This is a genomic window from Tamaricihabitans halophyticus (genome assembly GCF_004340875.1).
Classification (GTDB): Bacteria; Actinomycetota; Actinomycetes; order Mycobacteriales; family Pseudonocardiaceae; genus Tamaricihabitans; species Tamaricihabitans halophyticus.
Map to the genome: position 1 here is coordinate 40,178 of NZ_SLXQ01000024.1, position 22,274 is coordinate 62,451.

General features: G+C 63.1%; 26 protein-coding genes. 14 read left to right on the top strand and 12 right to left on the bottom strand.

Features of this window, described 5'->3' with window-relative positions:
• Window positions 1-39 precede the first annotated feature (39 nt).
• The 4 genes from EV191_RS28220 to EV191_RS28235 all read left to right on the top strand — a co-directional run bounded on the left by EV191_RS28220 (window position 40) and on the right by EV191_RS28235 (window position 5,301).
• Window positions 40-1,326: an MFS transporter gene (locus EV191_RS28220; RefSeq protein ID WP_165913144.1), complete on the top strand. Its 1,287-nt coding sequence runs from the start codon at window positions 40-42 to the stop codon at window positions 1,324-1,326.
• Window positions 1,323-2,765, top strand: a complete 1,443-nt coding sequence (locus EV191_RS28225; protein WP_132880939.1) for an amidohydrolase family protein — start codon at window positions 1,323-1,325, stop codon at window positions 2,763-2,765. Before EV191_RS28220 ends, EV191_RS28225 begins: the two co-directional genes overlap by 4 nt.
• A gap of 158 nt (window positions 2,766-2,923) precedes the next feature.
• Window positions 2,924-3,685, top strand: a complete 762-nt coding sequence (hutC, locus tag EV191_RS28230; protein WP_243659297.1) for a histidine utilization repressor — start codon at window positions 2,924-2,926, stop codon at window positions 3,683-3,685.
• A 194-nt stretch (window positions 3,686-3,879) separates the two neighbouring features.
• On the top strand, window positions 3,880-5,301 hold the full coding sequence (locus tag EV191_RS28235) for an amino acid permease (protein ID WP_132880941.1): 1,422 nt from the start codon (window positions 3,880-3,882) through the stop codon (window positions 5,299-5,301).
• A 24-nt stretch (window positions 5,302-5,325) separates the two neighbouring features.
• Here the strand turns inward: EV191_RS28235 and EV191_RS28240 are convergent, their stop codons facing one another.
• A complete protein-coding gene (locus EV191_RS28240; RefSeq protein ID WP_132880942.1) occupies window positions 5,326-5,775 on the bottom strand; it encodes a lamin tail domain-containing protein in 450 nt (149 codons plus the stop codon).
• Between the two features lie 305 nt (window positions 5,776-6,080).
• Between EV191_RS28240 and EV191_RS28245 the strand changes: the two genes are divergently transcribed.
• Both EV191_RS28245 and EV191_RS28250 read left to right on the top strand, forming a co-directional pair.
• Window positions 6,081-6,581 (top strand): TetR/AcrR family transcriptional regulator, encoded by a 501-nt coding sequence (locus EV191_RS28245; protein WP_279388475.1) that lies wholly within the window; start codon window positions 6,081-6,083, stop codon window positions 6,579-6,581.
• Window positions 6,578-7,294 carry a GAP family protein gene (locus EV191_RS28250; protein ID WP_132880945.1) on the top strand — a complete coding sequence of 239 codons (717 nt, stop codon included), beginning with the start codon at window positions 6,578-6,580 and terminating at the stop codon, window positions 7,292-7,294. The genes EV191_RS28245 and EV191_RS28250 overlap by 4 nt, the downstream gene beginning before the upstream one ends.
• Window positions 7,295-7,718: 424 nt before the next feature.
• Here the strand turns inward: EV191_RS28250 and EV191_RS28255 are convergent, their stop codons facing one another.
• Window positions 7,719-8,363: a TetR/AcrR family transcriptional regulator gene (locus tag EV191_RS28255; protein WP_132880947.1), complete on the bottom strand. Its 645-nt coding sequence runs from the start codon at window positions 8,361-8,363 to the stop codon at window positions 7,719-7,721.
• 237 nt (window positions 8,364-8,600) lie between these two features.
• Between EV191_RS28255 and EV191_RS28260 the strand changes: the two genes are divergently transcribed.
• The 4 genes from EV191_RS28260 to EV191_RS28275 all read left to right on the top strand — a co-directional run bounded on the left by EV191_RS28260 (window position 8,601) and on the right by EV191_RS28275 (window position 12,083).
• Complete coding sequence (locus tag EV191_RS28260; RefSeq protein ID WP_207894816.1) at window positions 8,601-9,317, top strand: alpha/beta hydrolase; 717 nt, start codon at window positions 8,601-8,603, stop codon at window positions 9,315-9,317.
• 338 nt (window positions 9,318-9,655) lie between these two features.
• Complete coding sequence (locus tag EV191_RS28265; RefSeq protein ID WP_132880948.1) at window positions 9,656-10,393, top strand: terpene synthase family protein; 738 nt, start codon at window positions 9,656-9,658, stop codon at window positions 10,391-10,393.
• Between the two features lie 51 nt (window positions 10,394-10,444).
• Complete coding sequence (locus EV191_RS28270; RefSeq protein ID WP_132880950.1) at window positions 10,445-11,140, top strand: response regulator transcription factor; 696 nt, start codon at window positions 10,445-10,447, stop codon at window positions 11,138-11,140.
• Complete coding sequence (locus tag EV191_RS28275) at window positions 11,133-12,083, top strand: sensor histidine kinase (protein WP_132880951.1); 951 nt, start codon at window positions 11,133-11,135, stop codon at window positions 12,081-12,083. Before EV191_RS28270 ends, EV191_RS28275 begins: the two co-directional genes overlap by 8 nt.
• On the opposite strand, the gene EV191_RS28280 is transcribed toward EV191_RS28275, so the two are convergent.
• From EV191_RS28280 to EV191_RS28310, 7 genes are all read right to left on the bottom strand, one after another.
• Window positions 12,040-12,390 carry a GNAT family N-acetyltransferase gene (locus tag EV191_RS28280; RefSeq protein ID WP_132880953.1) on the bottom strand — a complete coding sequence of 117 codons (351 nt, stop codon included), beginning with the start codon at window positions 12,388-12,390 and terminating at the stop codon, window positions 12,040-12,042. The two genes, EV191_RS28275 and EV191_RS28280, sit on opposite strands and share 44 nt — an antisense overlap.
• Before the next feature lie 5 nt (window positions 12,391-12,395).
• On the bottom strand, window positions 12,396-13,526 hold the full coding sequence (locus tag EV191_RS28285) for a UDP-N-acetylglucosamine--N-acetylmuramyl-(pentapeptide) pyrophosphoryl-undecaprenol N-acetylglucosamine transferase (protein WP_132880954.1): 1,131 nt from the start codon (window positions 13,524-13,526) through the stop codon (window positions 12,396-12,398).
• Window positions 13,526-13,837, bottom strand: a complete 312-nt coding sequence (locus EV191_RS28290; RefSeq protein ID WP_132880956.1) for a hypothetical protein — start codon at window positions 13,835-13,837, stop codon at window positions 13,526-13,528. The genes EV191_RS28285 and EV191_RS28290 overlap by 1 nt, the downstream gene beginning before the upstream one ends.
• A gap of 279 nt (window positions 13,838-14,116) precedes the next feature.
• Window positions 14,117-14,776, bottom strand: a complete 660-nt coding sequence (gene vanX / locus EV191_RS28295) for a D-Ala-D-Ala dipeptidase VanX (RefSeq protein ID WP_132880958.1) — start codon at window positions 14,774-14,776, stop codon at window positions 14,117-14,119.
• Window positions 14,773-15,813 carry a D-alanine--(R)-lactate ligase gene (gene vanA / locus EV191_RS28300; protein WP_132880960.1) on the bottom strand — a complete coding sequence of 347 codons (1,041 nt, stop codon included), beginning with the start codon at window positions 15,811-15,813 and terminating at the stop codon, window positions 14,773-14,775. The genes vanX and vanA overlap by 4 nt, the downstream gene beginning before the upstream one ends.
• Window positions 15,810-16,808 carry an NAD(P)-dependent oxidoreductase gene (locus EV191_RS28305; RefSeq protein WP_207894817.1) on the bottom strand — a complete coding sequence of 333 codons (999 nt, stop codon included), beginning with the start codon at window positions 16,806-16,808 and terminating at the stop codon, window positions 15,810-15,812. The genes vanA and EV191_RS28305 overlap by 4 nt, the downstream gene beginning before the upstream one ends.
• A 135-nt stretch (window positions 16,809-16,943) precedes the next feature.
• The gene (locus EV191_RS28310) at window positions 16,944-17,597 is read right to left on the bottom strand and encodes a TetR/AcrR family transcriptional regulator (RefSeq protein WP_132880961.1); all 654 of its coding nucleotides are present in this window, start codon (window positions 17,595-17,597) and stop codon (window positions 16,944-16,946) included.
• A 182-nt stretch (window positions 17,598-17,779) separates the two neighbouring features.
• On the opposite strand from EV191_RS28310, the gene EV191_RS30455 reads away from it, so the two are divergent.
• Together EV191_RS30455 and EV191_RS28320 are read left to right on the top strand one after the other, a co-directional pair.
• Window positions 17,780-18,220: a hypothetical protein gene (locus tag EV191_RS30455; protein WP_207894812.1), complete on the top strand. Its 441-nt coding sequence runs from the start codon at window positions 17,780-17,782 to the stop codon at window positions 18,218-18,220.
• 120 nt (window positions 18,221-18,340) lie between these two features.
• Window positions 18,341-18,772 (top strand): hypothetical protein, encoded by a 432-nt coding sequence (locus EV191_RS28320; RefSeq protein WP_132880963.1) that lies wholly within the window; start codon window positions 18,341-18,343, stop codon window positions 18,770-18,772.
• Window positions 18,773-18,833: 61 nt separating this feature from the next.
• On the opposite strand, the gene EV191_RS28325 is transcribed toward EV191_RS28320, so the two are convergent.
• From EV191_RS28325 to EV191_RS28335, 3 genes are read right to left on the bottom strand one after another with little or no spacing between them, the layout of a single operon-like run.
• Window positions 18,834-19,247 (bottom strand): arsenate reductase ArsC, encoded by a 414-nt coding sequence (locus tag EV191_RS28325; protein ID WP_132880964.1) that lies wholly within the window; start codon window positions 19,245-19,247, stop codon window positions 18,834-18,836.
• On the bottom strand, window positions 19,244-20,326 hold the full coding sequence (gene arsB, locus EV191_RS28330; protein WP_132880966.1) for an ACR3 family arsenite efflux transporter: 1,083 nt from the start codon (window positions 20,324-20,326) through the stop codon (window positions 19,244-19,246). The genes EV191_RS28325 and arsB overlap by 4 nt, the downstream gene beginning before the upstream one ends.
• The gene (locus EV191_RS28335) at window positions 20,323-20,688 is read right to left on the bottom strand and encodes an ArsR/SmtB family transcription factor (protein WP_132880967.1); all 366 of its coding nucleotides are present in this window, start codon (window positions 20,686-20,688) and stop codon (window positions 20,323-20,325) included. The genes arsB and EV191_RS28335 overlap by 4 nt, the downstream gene beginning before the upstream one ends.
• 82 nt (window positions 20,689-20,770) lie before the next feature.
• Here EV191_RS28335 and EV191_RS28340 point away from each other — a divergent pair, with 82 nt between their 5' ends.
• Together EV191_RS28340 and EV191_RS28345 are read left to right on the top strand one after the other, a co-directional pair.
• Window positions 20,771-21,187, top strand: a complete 417-nt coding sequence (locus EV191_RS28340; protein ID WP_132880969.1) for an ArsI/CadI family heavy metal resistance metalloenzyme — start codon at window positions 20,771-20,773, stop codon at window positions 21,185-21,187.
• A 310-nt stretch (window positions 21,188-21,497) separates the two neighbouring features.
• Entirely contained in the window at window positions 21,498-22,133 is a 636-nt protein-coding gene (locus EV191_RS28345; protein ID WP_132880970.1) for a nucleotidyltransferase domain-containing protein, read from the top strand.
• Window positions 22,134-22,274: the final 141 nt, after the last annotated feature.

The following is a 22,274-nucleotide window of genomic DNA, read 5'->3' on the forward strand; positions in this document are numbered from 1 at the left end:
GCTAGCTTGGTGCCCGGTTCAACGGCGAATTGAGGCATTGTGACGACGCATGAGCTCAAACGCGCCCGCAAAGCGGCGGCTGGTGCATTCGTAGGGACCTCGCTCGAGTTCTACGATTTCTACATCTACGCGACCGCCTCGGCGCTCGTCTTCGGGACGATCTTCTTCCCGGAGAACGCGAACCCGTTCATCGGTACGCTGGCCGCCTTCGCGATCTTCGGGGTCGGGTTCTTCGCCCGGCCACTCGGCGCCATCGTGATCGGGCATATCGGCGACCGTCAGGGGCGCAAGCGCGCTCTGATCATTTCGCTGTTGCTCATGGGCGTCGCTACCTTCCTCATTGGCTTCGTTCCCACCTACGACACGATCGGCCTGTGGTCCCCGGCGATTCTTGTCGTACTGCGGCTGATCCAGGGCTTCGCTATCGGTGGGGAGTGGGGTGGTGCGGCACTGATCTCAACCGAGAGTGCACCACAGGGGCGGGTGAACTTCTTCGGATCATTCACCCAGCTCGGGTCGCCGGCTGGCACGGTCATGTCTTCCGGCATGTTTGCCCTTGCTGGACTCGGTGGGCACGACGTCCTTGAGGAATGGGCATGGCGGGTCCCGTTTTGGTTCGCCGGGGTGCTCGTGATCGTCGGGCTGATACTCCGTGCCAGGCTCGAGGAATCGCCGGTCTTCCAGCGGGCGATCCGCGATCAGGAGCAGAAGAAGCTTCCCGTTGTTGAGGTGTTCCGTAAGGAATGGCGATCGGTACTCGCGGGCGTACTGCTGGTCGCGCACGGGATCGGCGGCTTCTACGTTACTGGAACGCTCTTTCTGTCGTATGCCACGCAGGGGCAGGGGCTCGAGAGCTCGCCTCTGCTGATCGGTCAGACGATCGCGGCCGCGAGCAGTTTCATCACCTTTCCGATCGTCGCAACACTGGCGGACCGTCTTGGCGAACGCCGAGTGCTTGTTGTCGCGGCGATTCTCGTGATCTTGTTCGCCGCGCCGCACTTCCTCGTTGTAGGCACTGGGAACCATGTGCTCATCAGCTTGATGTTGGTGGTTACCCAGACGGTAGGAGCAGGGGCCTGGGTCTGCATTCCCGGGTTCCTGGGCCGGGCATTTGCCCCAGAGACCCGTTACACCGGTATCTCGCTGTCCTACCAACTGGCCTCGATACTCTTTGGCGGCATCCTTCCCTCGGTCGGTGCGGCCATACTCGCGGTGACGGCTGGGGCAGTGCTTGGACCCGTGCTCATTCTCGTCGGGCTGGCCGTACTCGTCATGTTCGGCGCCGTCTTCGTCCACCGCATCGTGAAGGAGCGTGAATCCGCATGACATCGGCGATCGAGTACACCGCGCCCTGGATCATCGCATTTCAGGATGGCGAGCACCGCTTATTGCGCAACGGTGCGGTCGTGGTTGACCAGGATCGGATCGTCCACGTCGGCGCGCCAGGCGCCATGCGGGTTGACCGAACCGAACATACGGACAACATCATCGCTCCCGGATTCATCTCGCTGCACACCCATATGCAGGAGTCCCCAGTCGACAAGGGGATCGCGGAGGACATCGAGAAAAGGCAGTTCTGGAGTACCAACCTCATCGAGATCCTCCCGCCGCGCGCGAAAGCGCTCACCACCGAGGACGCGCACATCTGCGCCCGAGTCTCGATCGCGGAACACCTCCGGACCGGGACGACCACCGTCATGCAAATGGGCGTCGAAAGCGATGCCATCGCAGAGCTCTGCGAAACCGTTGGCTTGCGGGCATTCATCGCCGAGTCCTATCGCTCGGGAGAGTGGTTTACGGACAACGGCAAGACCGTCGACTACCGATGGTTCGATGACGATGGGCAGGCCGCGTTCGATCGGGCGCTCGTGTTCGCGAAACGACACCGCAACCGGTCGGGCGATGCCCTGGTGACCGGGTTCCTGAACCCGTCCCAAGTAGACACCTGCTCAGCGAACCTGTTGCGCAAGACCCGAACGGCCGCGGACGAGTACGGGCTGCTGATGCAGATCCACGCCGCGCAGTCCTATTCGGAGTTCCATGAGATGACGCGCAGGCACGGACGGACACCGATTGAGTGGCTTGATGATGTCGGGTTCCTTGGCGAGCGAACGCTCATTGGTCATGGTCTGTTTCTGACCGGTACGAGCTGGACGAACTTTCACGGAGACGATCTTGGCCTGCTAGCCCGGTCGGGGACGACGGTCGTCTATAACCCATGGGTGTTCGCCCGCAACGGCATCATCATGGAGTCCTACGATCGCTACCGCGCCAACGGTGTCGAGGTGTGTTTCGGCACCGACACGACGACCCAGTCGATGTTGTGGTCGCTGCGGTGGGCATCGATCATCACGAAGGTGTTCGAGCACCGTGCGGACGTCGCCAAGGCTCGGGACGTTTTCGACGCGGCAACCGTTCGAGCGGCGGACGTGCTCGAACGCTCCGACCTCGGTCGCATCGAGGTAGGCGCGAAGGCGGATATGGTGTTCTGGAAGAGCCGTACGTTGTTCACGACACCAACACGTGATCCGATCCGCACGATCGTTTACTACGCCGAGCACGAGGATATCGAACGTGTCATGGTCGACGGCCGCTTCTCGCTGGAGAACGGGGCGGTATGCCGGCTCGATGAAGCGGCAGATCTGCGTGAGCTGCAGGAGGTCTCCGAACGCGTGTGGGCTGGTTGGCCACGGTATGACTGGGCGAACCGGACCATGAACGCGCATGTGCCCATGAGCTACCCGGAGTTCGAGGAACGCTCCTGAGAACCGGGTGGATCAGCCATATCTCGGTGAATGGTGCCGTGCTGACGTGCTCTGGTTGATGAAGCGATCTTGAGCCAGAGTGGCACGACGATGGCTTCTGGCAGCTGCCAGTAGACTAGTTGTCTACCTCATACGGGGGATCGCGGAATGAGAGAGTGATGCGCATGGCCATCGACGCGATGGAGGTGGCCAGGCTTTTCCGCGAAGGTCGTCGGGAGTCGGTTCCCGCATACCGCAGGCTCAAAGACGTGATCACCGAGCAGATCGGCACCGGCCGGTGGCCTGAAGGCGACCTGTTGCCGCCAGAAAACCAGCTGGTGCGCTCGTTGGGGTTGTCTCGCATGACGATCAACAGGGCACTGCGCGAGTTGAGCACGGAAGGGCTCCTCGTGCGGGTAGCTGGCGTCGGTACGTTCGTCGCGGAGCGCAAGAGCAGCTCCGCGCTTTATGAGGTGCACAACATCGCGGACGAAGTAACTCGACGTGGACATCGGCATCGCACGGAGGTGATACTCCTTCGGGAAGAACCGGCCGATCCGCGGCTGCATCGACTATTCGGAATCCAGGAGGGGTACCCGGTATTCCACTCGCGGATAGTGCACTTCGAGAACGACGTCGCGATCCAACTCGAGGACCGGCACGTTAACCCCGAACTTGCCCGGGACTATCTTGAGCAGGACTTTACCGCGTACACACCCAATAACTACCTTTCCCAGATTGCCCCACTCGGCAAAGGCGAGCACGTTGTGGAAGCTGTGCGGGCAACCGCGGCGGACTGCGCGCAACTCGGCATCGAGGAGACCGAGCCTTGCCTGCTCATTCACCGGCGGACCTGGTCGGCGGATCGCCTGGTTAGCGCCGCTCGATTGCTGCACCCTGGATCGCGCTATCGCCTCGAAGGAACATTCGACTGCACCTAACCGCGAATGTGCATTTTTACGGTGCGGGGTGCTCGTGATCCTGCCACCGCGGGCCGGCGAAGCCTTGTTGCTCACTAACGCTTGACGATATGTACAGACAGCACTATACATATACCGCTTCGCGCGCCCTCCTAGTCCCGATCGAGGGTGGGTTGTCAACCCGGTAGCCAGCTAAGGGAACAACGCGGTTCTCAATGGAGGAACAGGTGCAACAAGGCTCGACCGGCCTGAGTCGAGGGCTCACCGCGCGGCATATCCGCTTTATTGCACTTGGCTCCGCTATCGGCACCGGACTCTTCTATGGCTCGTCTGATGCCATCCAGCAGGCTGGACCGTCGGTTCTGCTGGCCTATCTGATCGGCGGCGGCGCGGTATTCCTGGTTCTGCGAGCGCTCGGCGAGATGTCTGTAGTCGATTCGGTTCCGGGCTCGTTCGGTACATATGCGAGCAGACACCTCGGTCGTCTTCCTGGCTTTCTCACCGGGTGGACTTATGCCTTCGAGATGGTGGTTGTCTGTATCGCGGATGTCACCGCGCTGGCGGTGTATATGGGTTTCTGGTTCCCCGACGTACCGAGGTGGATCTGGGTGCTGGCCACCCTGTTCATTCTCGGTGCGGCAAACCTGTTCACTGTCAAGGTATTCGGTGAACTTGAGTTCTGGTTCTCGCTCGGCAAGGTCGTCGCGATCATTGCGATGATACTCGGCGGGATTGCCATCCTGATATTCGGCTTCAACGGTGATCATTCGGCAGGCGTAAGCAACCTGTGGTCGCATGGCGGGTTGTTCCCCATGGGACTGGAAGGATTCGTGTTGTCGTTCGCTATCGTGATGTTCGCTTTCGGTGGCGCCGAGATCATCGGGGTGACCGCGGCAGAGGCCGATAAGCCGGAGAAGACGATTCCTCGGGCGGTCAACACCGTACCTGTCCGGATTCTACTGTTCTATGTACTGGCCATCGGCGTGATCATGTCGATCGCTCCGTGGCAGACCATCGGTTCGTCTGGCAGCCCATTCGTGCAGATCTTCGAAGGGCTGGGGCTCGGCGCCGCCGCCCACGTACTCAACGTCGTGGTGATCACGGCCGCGCTCTCCGCGATCAACAGCGATATTTTCGGCGCTGGGCGAATGCTGTTTGGTATGGCGCGCCAAGGTCAGGCACCGGCGATCATGGCCAGAGTTTCCCGCTCAGGGGTTCCGTGGATGACCGTCGTCGTGATGATCGGGGCGCTACTGATTGGTGTTGTGCTCAACTACACGATCCCCGAGGACGTCTTCCTCGTTGTTGCGTCGATCGTCACCTTCGCCACCATCTGGGTCTGGCTGATGATCCTGCTATCGCATTATCGGTCGCGGCAGAAAATGACGGTGGATCAGGTCGCGAAACTGAAGTTTCCGGTGCCATTCTGGCCGTACGGTCAGATCTGCACGATTGCCTTCATGCTCTTCGTTCTCGTCGTGATGGCCTTCGCGACTGAGACTCGAACGGCGCTTTATGTTGGGATCGCGTGGATCTGCCTGCTTACGGTGCTCTACTGGCTGTTCCTGCGGCGTAGCGGATCCGGTTGGACGAACCGTGCAGCGGACGCTAGCGAGACATGCAGCCCCAGCCAGTAGGCGACCACGGCGTCTACTGGCTGACTAGCATCGTTTCCAGCTGTATCTGTCACCCCAGGAGCAGCTGTCCAGGTGTCGGCCGTTGTAATCGCGCAGCGTGGCTTGGTCTCCGGTGTTGTTCCAGACATAGTTGCCACGGCCCCAGTAGCGGTGCGCCGGGCGGTTCGTACCTTTCCCGGTGTGCACGTAGACGGTTTGGCCGGCCGGCACGATGGTTCGCGGGAAGCGGTACGACCAGCCTGCCCGGTCGTGCAGGAGATAGCCGCTGATGTTGATGGCCACTCGAGACGTGTTCTTGATCCGGACGAATTCCTGGTTGAGATGCCAGTTGGCGCGCGTGTCACGGCCGGCTGGGTCCCACACCACGCTGTAGATCTGCATCCGGGCGACCGCGGCTTCCGCTGTCGTCGCGGTGCCGAGCGAGATGGCGAAAAGCGACAATGCGGCAATCAATGTGGTGACAAATCTTCGCATGATTATCCCTTCAAACAACGGCTTTGAATGCAATTCGGGAGATGACGCTGTCGCGTTACATGTCCGCATTGGACACCGGGCGTGAACCAGTACGGCTTCATCGGCGCGAAATGAGCCGGTTATGGCCCGGTTGTCTCTATTGGGCAGAGTGTCCTCTTTGACCAGGAAGCGTGCAGCCATGCCGTGCTGCCACACGCTGCGGTGTCGGCTTGACGGGCATAATAATATGTGCGTATTTTTATGATGTGGCGCGGACCGCTGATCACGACGCACGCCGTCGACAAGTAGCCAGTGCGCTGCTTCGCGTGATCCAGCGAGGCGGACTAGCCGAGGCGAGCATGTCCACGGTTGCCCATGAGGCGGGCGTGTCAGTCGGGTTGATCCAGCGGTACTTCGCGACGAAGGCGCAACTGCTCGAGTTTGCTTTTAGCTATCTGGTCGACAGCACATACGGGCGATTGGAGGCTGTTGAGCGGACCGGTGACGTAGCTGAAACCGCCTACCTGATGCTTGAAGCGATGCTGCCGCTCGACGAGGAGCGATATGCCGAGTCGGTGACCTGGATCGCGTTTCTCGCTGGTGCACTGCCCATTCCGGACGCGATCGAACCACATGTCGTTAGCATGCGACGAATGCGTCTACTTCTTGAGAGCTGCGGGCTATCTACTGTGGATGCAATGTTGCTCACATCTGTGGTGGATGGACTGTGCGTCGACATGGTTACGAGCCCGGCGGAAGTCACCCCTGAACTGGGTAGAGCGTGCTTGCGGCGGGCTGTAGGCCGCGTGTTCGGGGGAGCGGGATGAGCATAGAGATCATTGGATCGCTGGTGGTGCTCGCGTTACTGGACAGCACCAGTATTGGCACACTGTTCGTGCCGATCGTGTTGATGCTCGTTCCAGGCAGACTGCGCGGTGCGCCGATTCTCGGCTATCTGTTCGCGATACTCGGTTTCTACCTAGTGCTTGGCGTGCTCATCCTGCTCGGTGCGGGCGCGTTGTTTGACCGTTTCGGCGAGGTGCTCAGAAGTACGCCGGCGTACTGGGTACAGCTGGCGCTCGCCATCGGGCTGTTTCTGTTCAGCTTTCGATTCGACCCAAAACGGCGCGCTGCCAAAGGAAAATCGCCGACGGCTAACTGGACGGAGCGAGTCCAAGCGGCTACGGAATCCAGCGGGAAGCTCGTCGCGCTCGCATTTACCGCGGGATTGCTCGAGATCGCGACCATGTTCCCGTATCTCGGCGCGATAGCACTTGTCGCTGGGGCCGGGCTTCCGGTGGCGGCAGATACGGCGATTCTCGCCGGCTACTGCTTGGTGATGATCCTTCCCGCGCTGCTGTTGTTGCTCGTGCGGATCACGCTGGCCGATCGGGTCACGCCGATGCTCACCAAGGCCAACAACTGGTTCGAGAAACACGCCGTTGGGGCCACTGGGTGGATCCTCGCGATCATTGCCTTCCTTCTTGCTCGAGACGCAGTGTTCCAGCTTGGCTTGTTCGATCAGTGGCTCACGAATTAGCGACAACAAGCGCGCTTGCGTGACCGGCGTCCACCGCACTCCTTAGGAATCTTGCGGTTGGGAGTATCGCAACTGAGTGTGCGGTGTGGGCGGTGTTTGTGAGCTCGCTTTCGTTATGTGGGGCCAGATACGGGTACCGGCTTGGCTGGCGCCGGTGCGTTACCACTGAGCGCCGTCGAGGATGAACGCACTACTGGCGCGGTCGAGTGCCGTACGGGTTGGTATGCGCCGAACTCGACCGGACCTACTCGATCTGCTACGAGCTCCACAATGGACCGGGAACATCCCCTGCCTACTGGCTGATGACCTTCGCGCCGCACGCTGGAGCACGGATGGCGACATGCAAGTGCTACCAAAGATCAGTACCGCCTTCGCCGCGGCGAACAGGCCGCCACGATCGACGTGGCGTTTCCGGACACAGGCGTCACGTGACTGCTTGGGTCCTCAATCCGCTCAGGATAATGTGGATACCCGCGTGGAACTCTGCTTCGGGGTCGCTTGCCACCGCTGCATGCGCGATCTCGATCAACTTCGGAAACCGCTCAGCCGGTAGTGCCGCGACTCGATCGGTGATCGTCGTAATGTCCTCATCGCGCGCAACGGACAGTGGACCGGCGAGTTCGGCTTGTGCGAATCCGCTGACGAAGCCGGACACGGTTCGAAACGCCGCGAGCAGTTCGGCTCCGCTCCTGCCGCTGCGTGCGAGCGCCTGTAACAGGGCTTCGGCTGGGAGCAGCGTCGTCAGATCCAGGTTGCGGCGGGTGAGGATCAGCGGGATGGCATGCGGGTGGTTGCGTACGGCGCGCCACATTCCCTCCGCAATCGCCAGAACCTCGGCGTCCCACTGGTCGGATGCCGGCGAGTCCCAGTGTGTTTCGGCCATCACGGCTTCGGCGACGAGCTGCTCCAGCCCCTCGCGTCCGTCGACATAGTTGTAGATGGTCATTGGGCCCGTGCCCAGCGCGGTCGCGAGGCTGCGCATGGTCAGGCCGGTCAAGCCGTGCTCGTCGACCAGAGCGAGTGCGGCGACCTGCAGCTGTTCCCGAGTGAACTTCCTGGGAGCGGGCATAGCTCTCCTTGATTAAGTACAAAGTACGTGTTTAACTGTGACCGTTCACGTACAACGTACCTATACAGAGGTTGTCATGACTATCCGCACCACCTTTCCGTCTGGTCGCGACCAATGCGCGGCATGGTTGACCCTGCCGGATGGGCCAGCGCCGCATCCGGTCGTCGTGCTGGTGCACGGCGGGGGGTGCTACCCACGAGATGATGCTCAGCCAGTACGAGAAATGGTTCTGCGAGGCTGGCCTTCGACTTCCGCCATCTCGGCGAATCAGGTGGCCAGCCCCGCCAGCTGGTCAGCCAGCGCAGATACGCGAGGGATGTTGACGCGGCGCTGGCGTTCGTCCACTCGCGAGCAGAGCTCGATGCCACCCGGATCGCGCTCTGGGGCACGTCGTTCGGCGCCAGCCATGTGCTCGCCGCAGCCGCGCGCCATCCCGAGCTCGCGGCGGCTGTCGTGCAATGCCCGGTATTCAGCGGGCGCGCGGTCGTTGCCAAGGCGGGAGTTCGGCATCTCGTTCGGTTCACCGTGCCGATCGCCTCCGACCTGGTGCGCAGTGCGCTGCGGCTGCCCCGGCGGTATGTGCCGCTGGTCGGCCGGCCAGGCGAGCTCGCTTTCGTCAACCAGCCAGAGGCATTGGAAGGGTGGCAATCGGTCACCCCGCCCGGATACCGGTTCGACAACCGAATCACGGCGGCCTCCGGGCTGGGCATGTTGTTCTACAACGCGGCGGCTCAGGCCGGGCGGGTACGGTGTCCATTGTTGATCTGTGCCAGCGATCGGGAGAACCTTATTGACCCCGCGATCGTGACAAAGGTGGCAGGCGCGGCGCCGAAGGCCGTCGTCGTGCACTACGACGCCGATCACTTCACCATCTATCACCCGCCGTTCGTCGAGCAGGTCGTTGCCGATCAAGTCGATTTCCTACGCACCCACCTCCAGTCGGCAACGCCATGAGGTGAACATCGTGGACACCACCACGACTCGGATGTGGCACTGCGGCCGCGTTTGCGGGTAGCCACACTAGGTAACTGAGGACGTCGCGTCCGGACGACCTTTCAACCTGGCAAGTCCCTCGGGCAGCGGCTGCGGTCATTGGTGTATTTGACGTACGGTAAGAAGCTATTCGCAAGCCGGACAGCGGCGATGGGCAAGCTTTCTGGCACGGCGCGCACACGCAAGATTGGCTCACCCAGCATCAGCTTGTTGATGGTCATCCGGCAGGTGCCCGGCTGAGAGCCTCGCAGGTCGGCGCCGGTGCCGCTCATCTGTATCCGGATGGTGGTAGGGAAGTCGTGGAGCTGGCCGCGGACATCTTCGTCTGGCTCCTCGCGGTCGATGACCTCATTGTCGAAGCACCCGAGACCACCCCAGCTGACCTGGCGGCCGAGATCGCCTCATTCGTGAGTGTGCTGGCCACGGGATCGAGGTCCGCTTCCACCGGGTTCGTTAAGGCACTGGGCGAGCTGGCGGTCCGGATGCGGGATGTCTTGACTCCGGAACAGTCAGGGCGGGTCCGAGCGACGCTCCACGAACTGTTCCTGGCGTGGCTGTGGGAGGCAACTGCCAGCACGGGACCCATCAGCCTGGACGAGTACACGACCATGCGGCCGCACACCGCATTTGGATACATGGTCGTCACTCTGATGGAACCGGGTAACGGCCTTGATCTGCCGGCGGCGCTCTTGGACCAGTCGGAAATCCGTGACCTCAACCGACATCTGGCGCGACTGAGCGGGTGGACAAACGACCTGATCTCGTTCGGCTATGAACAGCAACAGTTCGCCGGAGTACCGCAGACGCTGCCGCTGATCCTCGCACGCGAGCGCCGCCGTCATGTGTCCGAAGCGCTTGTCGAAGCCGCCCACCTGCGCGATACGGAAGCGGAGGCCGCCTGCCGGCTGATCGCACGCTTGGCTACCTCAACGGTGCCGCAGGCCGCGGCGTATGCGGCTGCCGCGCGTATCGCAATCGCCAGCGCTGAGCATCAGTACACCGGTGCAGCACAACGCTACGGCACGCCGCCGCGCTGAGAGTCATTGTTCGATACGGCGGCGATATGTCGCGGCTCGTAGCATCAGAGAATGCGTGTGTTGGTAGTTGAGGACGAGCCCTATATGGCCGAGGCCATCCGTGACGGGCTGCGCCTGGCGGCGATCGCGGCCGATATCGCCGGGGATGGCGACACCGCACTCGAGCTACTGAGCGTCAATACCTACGACATCGCCGTCCTCGACCGCGACATCCCTGGGCCATCCGGCGACGAGGTTGCCGAAAGCATCGTCGCTTCCGGCAGCGGCATGCCGATCCTGCTGCTCACCGCCGCGGACCAACTCGATGACAAGGCCTCCGGGTTCGAACTCGGCGCCGATGACTACCTCACCAAACCATTCGAACTGCAGGAGCTCGTGCTCCGGCTCCGCGCCCTCGACCGCAGGCGAGCACACAACAGGCCACCCGTGTGGGAACTCGCCGGCCTACGGCTGGACCCGTTCCGGCGCGAGGTCTACCGGGACGGGCGGTATGTCGGACTCACCCGGAAGCAGTTCGCGGTGCTCGAGGTTCTGATGGCCGCCAGTGGTGGTGTCATCAGCTCCGAAGAGCTACTGGAACGGGCTTGGGATGAAAACGCCGACCCGTTCACCAACGCGGTGCGGATTACGGTGTCCGCGCTGCGCAAGCGACTCGGTGAACCCTGGCTGATCGCCACGGTCCCTGGTGTTGGCTACCGCATCGACACGGAACCGACGGTGGGGAGCGAGCGAGGCGACAGTGGCTAGAGAGCCAGGGCTGAGCGTGCGGCTCAAGCTCACCTTCAGCTATGCCGGATTCCTCATGCTTGCCGGCATCGTACTGGTTGGCGCATTCGCGGTGTTCTTGAACGGCTACCGGGAGCGGGCGCAAGACACCGGCGAGGTGGTGATCGCGCCTTCCGGAACCGAGCTACTGCGTGACTTTGCGCCGGCCGCGGTTGGCCTGATCGCCTTCCTCCTGGTGTTCGGCCTTGCCGGCGGATGGATTCTCGCTGGGCGGATGTTGGCTCCCATGGCCCGCATCACCGACGCCACGCGCATGGCCGCGCGGGGATCGCTCTCGCACCGGATCGAGTTGGAGGGACGGCAGGACGAGTTCCGCGAACTCGCGGATACCTTTGACGGCATGCTCGCGCGGCTCGAAGCGCATATCGCCGAGCAGCAGCGCTTCGCGGCCAATGCTTCGCATGAGCTACGTACCCCACTTGCGATCACGCAGACCTTGCTCGACGTGGCGCGCAACGATCCCAACCGGGAAAGCACCGAGCTCGACGAACGTCTCCGCACTGTCAACGCACGGGGGATCGACCTCACCGAGGCGCTACTCTTGCTCAACCGCACCGATCAGCGCTCCTTCGTCCGCGAGCAGGTTGATCTGTCGCTCGTGGCCGAAGAAGCCACCGAAACACTCCTACCACTTGCCGAAAAGCATGGTGTTGGCGTAGAAACCGCCGGGGACATCACCCCGACGATCGGATCCCACGCGCTCCTGCTGCAGTTGACCACGAACCTCCTGCACAATGCGATCGTGCACAACCTGCCGGACAACGGCGCCGTTCAGGTCAGCACCGCGGTCGGCCCCGATTGCGCCGTACTCACGGTCGAGAACACCGGCAATAAACTCAGTCCACAGGTGGTCGCCACCCTCACCGAGCCGTTCCAACGCGGTACCGAACGCATCCGTGGCTGACGGCGAACGCCTCCGCCGCCTCGACGAGCTGTGCGCCGACACCGGATCCACGTGCGCGGTCGGCGACGACCAGCGCGACGATTCGTCCCCACGCGCCTTTGCGTTCGAAGAAGGGACAGATGTGCACGGCGATCACACCCAGCGCCTTGTCTTCGGTTTCGGCGAGGTAAGCAGCACTCGCAGGGTCGTGCACCCAAGCCTGCAGCCGAGCGGCCGTCGCCGCGTGATCGTCCTGGGGGTAGCCCAACTGGCAGAGCAAGCCGTTGACCGCATCGGCGTCAGCGCTGCGCGCTTGGCGGATCCGCATCGTTTTCACTCCAAGCTTCGTGTGGCGATACTTCGTTGCTCCCGGACGGCGGCGAGCACATGGTGGGCCAAGATGATGTCGGCGTCCGGTGCGCCGGCTGTAGACGCGCGAGCCGACATCTCGGAGATCCGCTCCGGATCAGTTAGCACCGGAAGGAGCGCGGTCGTGATCCAATGAGGATTGAAATTCTCGTCGTCGACGAGCAGCGCCCCACCAGCAGCCACGGCCGGCTCGACGTTCAATCGTTGCTCAGCGCCTCGCAACGGCAACGGAACATACGCGGCAGGCAGACCGACGGCGGCCAGTTCGGCACATGTCATCGCCCCTGACCGGCAGATCGCGAAGTCCGCGGCGGCGTACGCACACCGCATCTCCTTGACGAACGCAACGGTGACATAGGACGGATCTGTGGGACCGCAGAGCGGAACGTCGACGGTGTGCCGCGGCCCAGTGATATGCAGGACCTGCACGCCGGCCGCGCGGAACGCTCCGGCGGCACCGGTCACCGCGGCGTTGATCGACTCCGCTCCCTGAGAACCGCCAGTGACCAACACCACCGGCCCATCGCCGTGCAGTCCAAAACACCGCCGAGCCTTGTCCCGAAGCGCCGGCCGATCAAGCCCAGTGATCGTTGGCCGCAGCGGGGTGCCGATCGCGGTGGCATTCCTCAACCGGACACTCGGTGCGCCGGTGAATACCCTCGTCGTCATCCGGGCAGCCACCCGGTTGGCCACCCCAGGCCGGACGTTCGCCTCGTGGACGATGATTCCGAGCCCGCGCCGCCAGGCGGCCAGATAGGCGGGCATGGCGACGTAGCCGCCGAAGCCCACCAGGACCTCGGCGCGCACCCGGTCAAGTGCTTCACCAGCCGCCCGGACCGACTCGCGGAGCCTGGCGGGGGTCCGTACCAGGTCACCGTTCAGCTTGCGCGGCAGCGGCACAGGTGGGATGAGTTCGAGCGGGTAGCCACGCTCGGCGATGAGCGTGGTGTCCAACCCACGGATCGTGCCGAGTGCGGTGATCTCGGTCGCCGGCGCCAGCCGGTGTAGCGCGTCAGCCAGGTTCATCGCGGGCTCGATATGACCGGCTGTATGTCCACCTGCGACGACGATGCGGGGTGCTGGTTCGGTCGGCATCACGATGTCGCTCTGATCAGCATTCCGCGGTTCGCGTGGAATCGCTCGAACACCCGCAGTGGTAACGATGCGGAATCGGAATTGTGCGAGTAACCCGACAGGTTGTGGAACCGAACCACACCGTTGTCGACTCCATAGACCAACACGAGGTGGCCACCACGTTGCGGCTGCTGGACGCCGGGCTCACGAATCTCCGGAGACACCGAGGCAATCATGACCTGCCAGGATCGCACCTCTTGGGCAGACAACCGAAGGGGCGTGTGCTCAACCAGTTCACAGTGGAATCCGAACTGCGCGGAAATCCAGGACATGAACGGCTTATAGATGAGTCCGTGAACCTTGCCGGAGCGTTCCACGGTATAGCACCCCCAGTCCAGTGCGAACGCGAGAAGTTCGCCCATCGTCAGCCGGACGTCAGTCCAGCTATGCAGGAGCGACTGTAGGCACGCCAAGCCGCAAACCTTGCGAGACCAGAACCGATACGCCGCGCTCGAGGAATACCCCTCCGTGCCCAGTCGTGCAGTCGGGAGGAGTCAGCGCGGGGCAGGAAGACCTCGATCCCGGACTGGTGGCCGCGTCGCATCACGACCTCATCGTGGCGCTGCAGGTTCCCCCACTGCGAGGTGTACCGCGGAGTCTGCGGACGTGATGGGAAAGTCAAAGTAGACATCGGGATAAGGCTCGTTTCTGAGTGTGTAATGCCACCACTCGCAGTCGTAGTGGCCGAATCCGCAGTCCTCCATAATGGATTTGAGCTGCGCACGGTTCTTCGTCTCGGTCGGCGTGATTCCTTGGGCGTGATGGTGGGAGATCGGGTCCATGAGGTCGTGCCCGCCGCCCATCGCAGCCAACTCGCCGGTATTCAGGTGATAGAGCGTCAGGTCAACGGTGCTGCCTCTGCTGTGGCCCGATTTCGGGGCCACGTACCCGTGCTTGACCATCTCGGCTCGCTCGATATTCGGGTAGTGCCGCGACTTCGTCTTACCGTCTTCTGGCTGTTTCGACCAGCGTAGGAAGCAGTCAACGGCGCGTTGTGGTCGGTACCCATCCCAGAGAAGCAGTCCAAAGCCACGGGAGGCTGCCCGCTGACGTGCCCGTTCCAGTGCCGTGCACAAGGCTAGGGTGCCGACGATGCGATTCGCGTAATAGCCGTCGACCGGCTTTCCAGTGAAGTTGTCCCACGTGGCGTACTTTGCGTCCCAGCGCACACCGGGCACCCAGCGGTCGATGTAGCCGAAGTCGTCGTTCATCGTTTCGTCCCGTGCAGGGTCATCAAGATGAGCCGATCGAGCACTTCGGACAGGGGCAACCCGGCGGCGGCCATCATCCGTGGGTACCGGCTGTACGAGGTCAACCCGGGCATCGTGTTGACCTCGTTGAGGATCACGCGATGATCCCCGGCGAGAAACAGATCAACACGAGCAAGTCCGGTACAACCGAGGGCGCGGTATATCGTCCTGGCGGCCTCCTGGACGAGCTGCCGAGATTCCTCGGCGATATCGGCGGGAACGATGAACGTCGAGTTCTCCGACCCTGTCTCGGGGGAAGTCTCCTGGTGGATTCGGAAGAATCCGTGCGAGAGGTCGACCCGGTCCACTTCGCCGGTGATCAGATCGAATGACGTCCCGAGGACCGCACAGCCGATCTCGCTGCCGGCTACGGCCTCCTCGATCAGAACCTTCCAGCCATACTTTCGTGCCTCGTTCAGCGCGGGCAGCAACTGGTCCGGTTCGGTCACCTTACTGACGCCGAACGATGAGCCGGAACGAGCAGGCTTCACGAAAACGGGATAGGGATAGCATCCGGGATTGACCTTCTCGTCGTCGGCGACAACCCAGAAACTCGGCGTGGCGATTCCCGCGGCCTTGGCGACCGTGTAGGTGAGAGCCTTATCCATGCATATGGCCGAAGCGTAAATATCGCAGCCGACGTACGGGATACCAGACAGTTCCAACAATCCCTGGATCGCGCCGTCCTCGCCGAGGCCGCCGTGCAATACCGGCAGGACAAGGTCGAGGCGCACCACCTCGTGGCCCTGTGATCCCCGGACGAGTAGACCGCGCGCACCTCGGTCGGGAGACAGCACGGCTGGACGTGCGGCGCCGTTCTCCCAATCCGCGTCGGGACCAACACAGAGCCGCCAATCGCCGTCCGTAGTGATGCCGATCCAGTACGGCTCGTACTTGTCGGTGTCGAGGTGCTGAGCGACCTCGCGCGCCGATTTCACGGAGACGGAATGCTCTTCGCAAGCGCCACCGAAGATGATTCCAACCTTCAATTTGCTCATACCGTTGTCTCCCTTTCAAAGTTCAGGCAGTTGAGCAGACTGTTCTCGACCGTGTCGGTCAACGCGTGGTCGGTGTAGTAGGCGGTGTGCGGGCTGATCAGCACGTTCGGTAGGCGCTGCAGCCGCAGCAAGGCCTCGTTCTCAAGACGCCTCTTCCGGTAGTCGGCGTAGAAGATTCCTTCCTCGCCTTCGAGAACGTCCAGCGCCGCACCGCCCAACCGGCCGCTTTCCAGTACCGACAGCAAAGCCTGGGTATCGACCAGCGGCCCGCGACCAGTGTTCACGAGATAGGCGCCTGGCCTCATCCGCTCGATGCGGTGACGACCGAGGAGGTGATGCGTTTCCGTAGTGAGTGGGGTGTGCAGGGTGACAATGTCGCTCTGCACGATCAGGTCATCCAGGGGTACGTGATCGTCGCCGCTGGATGACGGCCCGTCGTTGGTGAGTACGCGGCAGCCAAAGCCGCTCAGCCGGTCGACCACGGCCGTGCCGATACGACCCATCCCGACTACACCTACGGTCAGGTCCCGCAGTTCCTTGCCACGGATCGCGTTCAGTTGATAGTCATGGGCATCGGTGCGACGGATGGTGGATTTCGCGTGCCGCACGGCCATCAGCATCAGCATCAACGTGTAGTCCGCCACGCTGTCGGGCGAGTAAGCGACATTGCCTACCGAGATGCCGACACGCTCGGCATACGCCAAGTCGATGTGGTTGTAGCCAATACTTCTGGTGGAGATGTACGCCACGCCGATTTCGCTGAGCGCCAGCAGCGTGGAGTCGGTGATCCGCGTCTTATGGCTCACGCTGATGCACCGATCGCCGCGCGCTAACCCGGCGGTGGTTTCGTCAACCGCCGACTCGACGATCCGCGCGGACACTCCGAGTCGAGCCCCCAGCTCGTGGAACAGGACGGCCTCGTCCTTGCCGCACCCAAAAACCGTGATCCGCGCCGGTGCGCTGACCGATGGGGGCGACCCGGCGATCACGCGCATGTGCCGCTGGGTGAACGTTCCGCTCTCGATCAAACCCTGTTCGATAAAGGCCATGCCGACAGTCAAGACGGCACGATGTTGCCAGCACGTATCCGATTTTCGATATATGGACGATATGCTGCTCGGGTTGCCGGGTCAGGGGATCGCGGCCGCGATGGAGTCGAGGTGAGCTGCGATGATCTCTTCGAACGCGGCGCCGCGGTCGACGCCGAGTGGCCGGACCTCGCGGGCGAAGTGGGCCAGCGTGGGGAAGTGGTCAGGGTCCGCGCCGAGTACGGCGACCCGGAACAGCTCCATACCCTGCTCGTACTCCCGTGACGTAACCGTGCTGATGCCGGCTTCGGAGGCGATCAACGAAGCCAGCAGGATCGCGAGCCGGTGATAGCGCACCGGGACCTCATCATCGGGCAGGCCCGAGGCTCGCAGGGCCTGCAGCACCTCTTCCATCACGAGTCGGGAGCCGACGCCGCTCGAGGCATACCGTCCCCAGATCGCCGCTATCTGGGGTTGCTGACCGAACGCTTCGCGCAACCGCAGCGCCACCGCGGTGACGCGCTGCTTCCAGTCCCCCTCGGGGTAGTAGGACTCCATCGCGGACAGGAGGATCCGGTCGGCGACTGCACGTAGCAGTTCGGTCTTGTCCCGGAAGTGCCGGTACAGACTGGAGGAGTCGGTTCCGAGCGTCGCGGCGAGCTTGCGCACGCTGAACGACTCGGCGTCGCTCGTGCTCAGCAGCTCGGTCGCCGTGTCCAGGATCTCGTCGGTCGACCAGCGCCTTCGGGCTGCCATTTCGCTCCTCTCGTCGGCCGCAGTCTAGCGCATGCACTTGCCGATGCACGCACTGCGTGCATAATAGTTCGCATTGGCGCTGGGGGCCCAGCAGGGAGGGAGACCGAGTCGCGCGGGAGGTCGCGGCGAAGCGGCCGCTGGCGTCGGACTATGCGACGCAGAATGAAAGGACCGTATTCTCGATGACGAAAACAGTTCAGCGCCGGTGGGTTGCTGTCACGTTGCACGCTGGCCTGGCGCTCACGGTTCTCGCCACGATCGTTCCGTACGTCGACCGTGCCGTGTTGGTCAACCACATCCGGGCCGGATATCCCAGCTACACCCAGGCGGAGCTCGACTCGGCCGTCAGCACCTATCTGGTCCTGCTGTCCATCATCGGTGCGCTCGGTGTCATTGCCTGGCTCTGGACGGTATGGGCGGTGCGGACAGATAAGCGATGGGCGCGCCCCGCCGCAACCGTGATGTTCGTGCTCGGTACGAGCATCGGACTGATCGCACTCCTCACCAAGGACACGTCGGGCGCTACCGGCCTGCCGCCGACGCTCGGCTGGATTGGGCTAGCTCCCTGTCTGGTCGGCGCGGTGGCCGTCATGCTTGTCTGGAAGCGGCCGCAACCGGAATGACCCAGTCACCGCGGGACAAGTCGCAACGACCACGCATCCTTGCCGCGGTGCCGCCATACGAGCCTTGCGTGTCCGGTAGGGCGGCGGAATCATCGGACGGTGGGCGTTAGGGAGGTGTGCATGTCGCGTCACCGTGTGCTGCTGGTCCGCGAATGGGATGAGCAGACTTCCGGTTCGGGGTGCTGCGGACGACTCGGCGGCGACGCCGTCCGCGCGCTGGTCGAGCCGGCAGCGGACCCGTACGCCCACACCCGTCGGGATATGGAGCGGATGGGCGCGGTGTATCGCGCGTTGCGCGAGCAGTTTGGTGACGAACTGGACCTCACGGTGGTGGACCCACGCAATACGGTGTGGCTGGTTCCTACGGTGTGGCGAGATGCCCGCCGGCGCGGCCTCGCCGTGCTCGCGGCGCTGCGCCAAGCCAATGCCGCAACCCGGGCCTGCGCGTTGGTCTGTGACGGGATGGTGCTGTGCACGGACGCTTCGCCGGCCGAAGCGGTGTCCGCGGTCTCGGCTGATATCGCCGCGATGCGCACTGTGGAAAGGTCTTGAGGAGCGCGCGGCGTGGGCTGTCCGGGAATCGCGTCGACGGCTTCTCTTGGTGGCTGCGGGGTTAGCCCGGCGTGCTGACCGGCACGAGTTCGACAAGCAGGCTCTGGACGCGACGGTCGATCTCATCGCGGATCAGGCGGACGTCGTCGATGGGTTTGCCGGCTGGGTCGTCGAGCTGCCAGTCGAGGTAGCGCTTACCCGGAAAGATGGGGCAGGCATCGCCACAGCCCATGGTAATAACGACATCGGCGGGATTGATGGCTTCGGTTGTCAGGGGTTTGGGGAGTTCCTGGGACAGGTCGAGGTCGAGTTCGTGCATGACCTCTACGACGGCGGGGTTGATGGCTTCGGTGGGGGCGGAGCCGGCGGAGCGGACGATGACGCGGCCTTTCGCATGGTGACGGAGCAGCGCGGCGGCCATTTGCGAGCGGCCGGCGTTGTGTACGCAGACGAACAGGACTTCCGGCACAGTCATGACGACTCCACTCTGGACGGTGCGAATCGGCGGCGCAGGGCCAGCGAGACGTAGACGAGGGCGACGAGTACGGGGACCTCGATGAGCGGGCCGACGACGCCTGCGAGGGCCTGGCCACTGGTTGCCCCGAAGGTGGCGATCGTGACGGCGATCGCGAGTTCGAAGTTGTTGCCAGCCGAGGTGAAGGCCAGCGTGGTGGTGCGCTCGTAGCTCAGCCCGACGGCCTTGCCCACGCCGTACGACCCGGCCCACATCAGCGCGAAGTAGGCCAGCAACGGCAGGGCGATTCGAGCCACATCTAGCGGGCGGCTGGTGATCTGGTGGCCCTGCAGGGCAAAGAGGACGACGATGGTGAACAGCAGCCCGTAGAGCGCCATCGGCCCGATCTTGGGTAGGAACTGGGTTTCGTACCAGGCGCGGCCGTTGCGGCGTTCACCGAGGCGGCGGGAAAGATAGCCCGCGACCAGTGGGATGCCAAGGAAGATCAGCACGCTCTTGGCGATCTGCCAGCCGGACACGGCCAGGTTCGTGGTGTCCAGGCCGAGCCAGCCGGGCAGTACCGACAGGTAGAACCAACCAAGCACGCCGAACATGATCACCTGAAATACGGAATTGAGGGCGACAAGCACGGCGGCGGCTTCGCGGTCTCCGCAGGCGAGGTCGTTCCAGATGATGACCATGGCGATACAGCGGGCGAGTCCAACGATGATCAGGCCGGTGCGGTACTCGGGGAGATCGGGCAGTAGCAGCCACGAAAGCGCGAACATCAGCGCCGGACCGACCAGCCAGTTCAGTACCAGCGATGGTATTAGCAGCCGGCGGTCACGGGTGACGGTGTCGAGCCGGTCGTAGCGGACCTTCGCCAGCGGCGGGTACATCATGACCAGCAGTCCCACCGCGATCGGTAGCGATATTCCGTCGATCGCAACCGCGTCGAGAGCGGCGTCCAACCCAGGAATCCAGCGCCCGGCGAGTAGCCCGGCCGCCATTGCCGCACCAATCCACAACGGCAAAAACCGGTCCAGCGTGGACAGTCCCGTCGGCACCCCGCCGGCGGGCCGCGTATCGGTCGCGGTCACGTGGTCACCACGCCGGGTTCGGCAGGCACCAACACCGCAGACAATCGGGCAAGCACCTCGGGATGCACCCGGTAGTACACCCACGTACCCCGCCGTTCTCCGGTGATCAACCCGGACGCGCGCAGCACCTTCAAGTGATGCGAGATCGTTGGTCCGGTGAGCTCGAAAGCATCGGTGAGATCGCATACGCACGCCTCGCCGCCGGCATGCGAGGCAATCAGGGACAACAGTCGCAGCCGTACCGGATCGGCCATCGCCTTGAACAGCTGGGACAGCTCGACCGCCTGCTCGGCCGTCAAAGGATCGCGGGCCAGGGGTGCACAGCAGGCGTCCATGGCCGCCAACGGCAACTGCTTCGACATATCTCTATCTTGACAAGGTTCTACATAGATAGCAATCTAAATGATGTCGTGTTTCGATAACTGTCTATCCAAGGAGAAGGAGATGTCCCGAGTTCAACTGGCGCTGCGGGTCGGGGACCTCTCGGCGTCGATCGAGTTCTACTCGAAGCTCTTCAACACCAGACCGGCAAAGCTGCGACCCGGTTATGCCAACTTCGCAGTGGCGGAGCCAGCGCTGAAACTTGTCCTGCTCGAAGGTGAACCGGGTCAGACCACCGTGCTGGATCACCTCGGCGTGGAGGTGGAATCCACCGCACATGTCGATCAGGCTAGTCAGCGACTGACCGGCCATGGCATGCAGACGCTGCTAGAGAACGGCACGACCTGCTGCTACGCCAAGCAGGACAAGGTATGGGTACACGGTCCCGGGCGGGAGCCGTGGGAGGTCTACACCGTGACCGCGGATTCGACCACCTTCGGCACTGGTGAAGACGAGTCCGCGGAGCAGGCGGTCGGTTAGCTGGCATCGCTGGGGTGAGGTCGCAAGCAGGTCATCGACCCGTACGGTGCCGAAGTCGAGCACGCCAGTCAGCCGTTCGCCACACACGAGAAGAATGCTGGGCGTCAGATCCGAATGAATCCAGCGGCGAACCGTCAGCGTCGCCGAGCCGGTAGACGGCGTTGACGGACCCATCGGAGGCGAGGTACTCGATCGGCAGCTGTACCCACTGGGGACCGTGTCGATATCGATGCATGGTGCCCACTTGAGTAGACGATCACGGATTCATTCGGATCGTCGAACCATGTCTTCGGTAGGAGACGTTGCGTACGTGGCAACAACACAGACGCCTTGGGGTGGATGGGAACCGGCGCCCTTAGCCGAGGTCGTCTCGCTGTTCTCCGGGCTCCGTGTGCCCTGGTGGGTGGCGGGTGGTCATGCCATCGAGCTCGCGGTCGGCCGTTCCGTCCGTGAACACGGCGATATCGACGTCCTGGTGCTACGCCGTGACCAACTCGCCGCACAGCAGGCCCTGCCAGACTGGGAATGGTGGGCCGCCGACCCGCCAGGGACGTTGCGGCCCTGGCAACCAGAGGAAACCCTACCGCCCCACGTACAGGACATCTGGTGCCGGCCCGCCAGCGACGAGCCCTGGCGAGTCCAGCTCATGCTCGACGAATCCGCCGACTCCGACTGGGTATCTCACCGCAACACCCGTATACGCCGTCCTATCACGACACTCGGTCGAACCAGCGCCGAAGGAACGCCATACCTCACCCCCGAGGTCCAGCTCTTCTACAAGGCCAGCGGACTCCGTCAAAAAGGCCAGACCGACTTCACGGCCACGCTCCCACACCTGACTGCCGAACAACGCCAATGGTTGCGCGCGGCAATCGCCGAGACCTACGGCGCGCACCCCTGGCTGGGCCAACTCGACCATGCGGATCAGGTCGCCACGAACCGCTAAGGTCGGAGAAGCCTACGTTCGATCCCACCCGAGGAGGGCTCAGTGTCGGGGACTGTCTGGTTAACGGTGGATCTGGTCTTGGTCTGACACGCCGAGCAGCAAGCTTGGTGGGAAGGATCTGTGATGACCGAGACAGTGGAG